Origin of the sequence: Caballeronia sp., assembly GCF_049581465.1 — a bacterium.
Classification (GTDB): Bacteria; Pseudomonadota; Gammaproteobacteria; order Burkholderiales; family Burkholderiaceae; genus Caballeronia.
This window is the reverse complement of sequence record NZ_JBAUSA010001353.1, coordinates 1-3695: the sequence shown is the minus strand read 5'-3', so window position 1 is coordinate 3695 and position 3695 is coordinate 1. Positions and strand designations below refer to the sequence as shown.

Genomic DNA, 3695 nt, shown 5'->3' with positions numbered 1-3695 from the left:
CCAAACGGAGAGTGAAGCTCAAAACAAAGAACGCTAGCGGACACAATGTCACCGTGCTGGCCACGCGGGTCGATCTGGATCCGAGCTTCGACACGGCATTCTGGTTCTTCAACGACATTGAAGGCATGCAATGGACACGGAGTGTTCGCTTCCTTCAAGAAACCGTATCCGAGGTCGCGCAGCAAACACGAGCACCGCTTACGCTCGCGTCCTTGCTCGCACGTGAGATCACCGACATCGTGTCCGGTGCATCCGATCGGCAGCCGCCCGCTCCAGGCGATAAATCGAAGAAGATCACAGGCATTGCTTCGCGCATGGTTTGCGAACTGGGAAAAGCCGACATTACCTTCGAGCGCCTCGCGGAGGCAATGTCCATTCGGGAAGCGCCCAGGCGGGAAAAAAAGCTCGTCAATCTCAACGTGTGCTTGCAGGAAGTCTATGAATGCTTGCCGGAGCAGGACCGTGAGTTGATCATGTTGCAACTGCCGGAACCGGACCTATGCCTGAAAGGCGACGAAGGACGGCTGCGTTTCGTCCTGCGTTCGATCATCGCGCATCTCCTGCGCCTGCACAGCGACGGCGACGTGCACATTCTCATCGAACTCAAGCCGTTCAAGAAGAAGGCAGTTTTACTACTTACCCTGCAAACGCCGTCCGTTTCACCCGATGATGGGGAACAGGTCGAACCCGACGATCTGCTCAGGGTAATGCGGGAGGCGAGAGAAGCCGCGAGCCTGTCTTTGGGCGCAATCCAACTCATCGTGAAGATGCATCGCGGCACGATCGAAACAGCATCGGACGGTGTCGTGGAGGCGGACGGGTCATCAGTGCCGACCAGCTTCACGCTCTCTTTTCCGAAGGCATGAGGAGTAACAATTATGACGACGCCACCCGTGGCAGAAACTCCGATCATGGTGGTCACCGGCGACAGGACGACCAGGGAAACGATTCTTCGACTTCTGGACGTCGCTGAGTCATGGAAGGAAAGGTATCCGGAACTGGAGCACTTTTTCAGCAATCGCAGTCACCTGCTGATGAAAAATGTCGAGTTGGCCAAGAAAGCAATCGACAAAGGCGGCCGGCCCGCGTTGATCGTCCTTGACGCGCTCGTCCTGCAAAGCGAGACACGCTCCGCTCGCAGCGGAAGACCGGCGATCGACTTGCTCGACTGGCTGGAGGATTCGAAACTCCCGATCCCGGTACTCGTCGTCGCAACGGACTCCCTGGAAAACGTCGAGAGAACAGTGCTGAGCCGCAAAAACAGCGCGTCGCTATGGCGCATCGGCACAACCCACGTCGACTCGTCAGCGCTCGCGCACACGCTGGCTGGACTCGCGCCGCCGCTACCCGGGTGCCCGCGCTCGATCACGCGGCGCATTACCATTAAGGTGGAGCGGACCTCAGCCCGTTATTACGTACGAAATGGTCAGTATGACTTCCTAGAATCGGGTGACATACCTTATACCGAAAGAGCCGCTTTGGATAACATGATCTCCAACGTCGAGAAGATGTCGCCCTTTACGCCCGCCGACACTGTCACCAAGGTGCGCGTAGATTGGTACGATAAAGCGATCCGGGAAGGTCAGCGGCTCTTCAACGTACTGATTAGGGATACCGTCGGGCCGCACCTGCTGGCGCTTCTCCAGAACCCTCACACGTTAACCGAAGAAGTGTGCTCGCTCGACGGAGATTGCAAGCAAGTCCTGACACCGTGCCCGCTCGACATGCGCTTCGAGATCGTCTTTGGCTCGACCGATTATGCGAAGCTTTTTCAGTTGCCATTTGAACACGTCAACCACAGCGACTTCGACGGCGTACTTTGCTCGCGCATACCGATGGCCCGACGGGTGCGAATGATGGATTCGCCGCCCCAGATCTATGCCAAGCCTTTCGTCAATAGACCCTTGCGAATACTCTTCATGGATTCGGATGTCCATGGCGACGTGTCGCTACCGAAAGACACGGTTTATGGGAAGACGGGAACGTTCAGTTTCGCCAAGCTCAATTCATCAGCCGAGGAGCTGAGGCTTCTAATGGAACTGAAGGCGAGGTTGGGTGAGGAGAGAATAGCGGCTGTGGATGTGATCGGCTCCGCGAGTCTTGGCGTATTCGGCCAGGATCTCAAGAACGAAGTGGAGGATAAATTGCGCTATGGTGACTATGGCCTTTTTCATTTCTGCGGCCATTCTGTCACCGCCGACGACGGCTTGACCCATCTTCTCTTTCATGGCGCGCAAGACCGGCCTCTACCGGTTTCGATACGGGACGTGGCTGGCTGGATGCAAGCGGGCAACTGCAAGATGCTCGTGTTGTCGTCGTGCGAGGGCGCGTCGGTGCTGAGCGCGATTGAGACAATGCGGCTTGGCGCCCACGGCATGATTGGTTTTCGCTGGGTCGTGAAGGACGAAGCGTGCCTTCAATACTTCCGCCATTTCTACCGGTCTTTCCTGGAAGACAGGAGAACGTTCAGTGAGTCCTACCAGCTGGCATGCGAAGGGCTTCGAAGGACGAGCGTTGCGGAGCCGACCTGGGCGTCCGCCGTTGCCGTCGTACTGGATTAAAGGTCGCGTGGCGCGTGCTATCGACAACATTATCTGACGAGGTCTCTCATGTTCTTCTCTTCTGCCAAATTTAAAGAGCAAACGGACAGTGACGAAACGAAAGGCATTTTCTCCCAGGAACGCCGCCGCAACTTCACGGCGACAATCGTGCCGTCGCCCGATGCGAACGACACGCGGCGTGACGGCCTGAAGGGCGACGCGTTCGTTCCCGAGCAGAGCTACTTTAGCGTGAGGCTCGTCGAGATGCGTATGTCCAAGGCGGGCAACTATCTCTCCAAGTATCTGCCCATGTGCAGTTGCTTCCTGAGCTACCGGTATGGCGACTCGCTGCGGCACGTACCGTACATTGCCGGCCATCAAATGATCCGAGACCTGCTCGGCAAGGACGCACCCGCTGACGCTGGGCGGAACATTGAGTTCAAGGACCTTTATATCGTACGCGATGTGCCGGTCAAGTCTGATAGCGTGACCATGTACACAGCGCTATCCCGTGTATCCGACAGCAGCTTTACCCGTGGCATGCTCGACCTCTTCTCAGAGACGGTGGGCGCGCTCGGCGGCCCTGCCCTTGGCCTAGCCGTCACGACCGGCGTCGATCTGACAAAAAAGCTCGGCGCGATCCTGGGCTCGGACGACGTCAGCACCCGCTTCGGCATGTTCAATGGCGATGCGCTCACCACGAGTGGCTATCGGATCTTCGCTGGAGCAGACCTCGACACGACCGACCTCGAAATGAGCAACGGCGGATTGATGCGAACGGGATCGGACGGCCAGCCGAAGCATATCGACGATGCGGACTATCTCGTCATTGCGCTGGAACATCGAAAAACGTTGCTCGATCAACCCTTTGGCGCGCTAGGTCATCTTCCGTTTCATGCGAAGTGGAAGGAGACTGTGGACAAGCTCATGGCTAAAGACCCCGCCGGAGCGAACGAGATGGTGAGGCAAATGGCGATAACACTCAAGAACTCGCCAGATATTGTCGAAGCCGACAAGATCGAATTACTGATCACTTACCTGTCGCAACTGGAGAGGTGGAACGCGGTGGCCAATACGCTTCCTGTCTTCAGATCGGGCGGCAAGAAGCTTAGCGGCAGTCTTCACGATATTGCCGATCACCTGGAGGATGAAGGC

2 protein-coding genes and 1 pseudogene are annotated in these 3695 nt (G+C 57.1%); all 3 read left to right on the top strand.

What is annotated here, in order from left to right:
• Window positions 1-866, top strand: a pseudogene (locus tag WCA53_RS32715) (hypothetical protein); the annotation flags it as partial.
• A gap of 294 nt (window positions 867-1160) precedes the next feature.
• Entirely contained in the window at window positions 1161-2561 is a 1401-nt protein-coding gene (locus tag WCA53_RS32710; protein WP_423921700.1) for a CHAT domain-containing protein, read from the top strand.
• 48 nt (window positions 2562-2609) lie between these two features.
• A partial coding sequence (locus WCA53_RS32705) for a hypothetical protein (RefSeq protein WP_423921697.1) occupies window positions 2610-3695 on the top strand: 1086 nt, incomplete at its 3' end.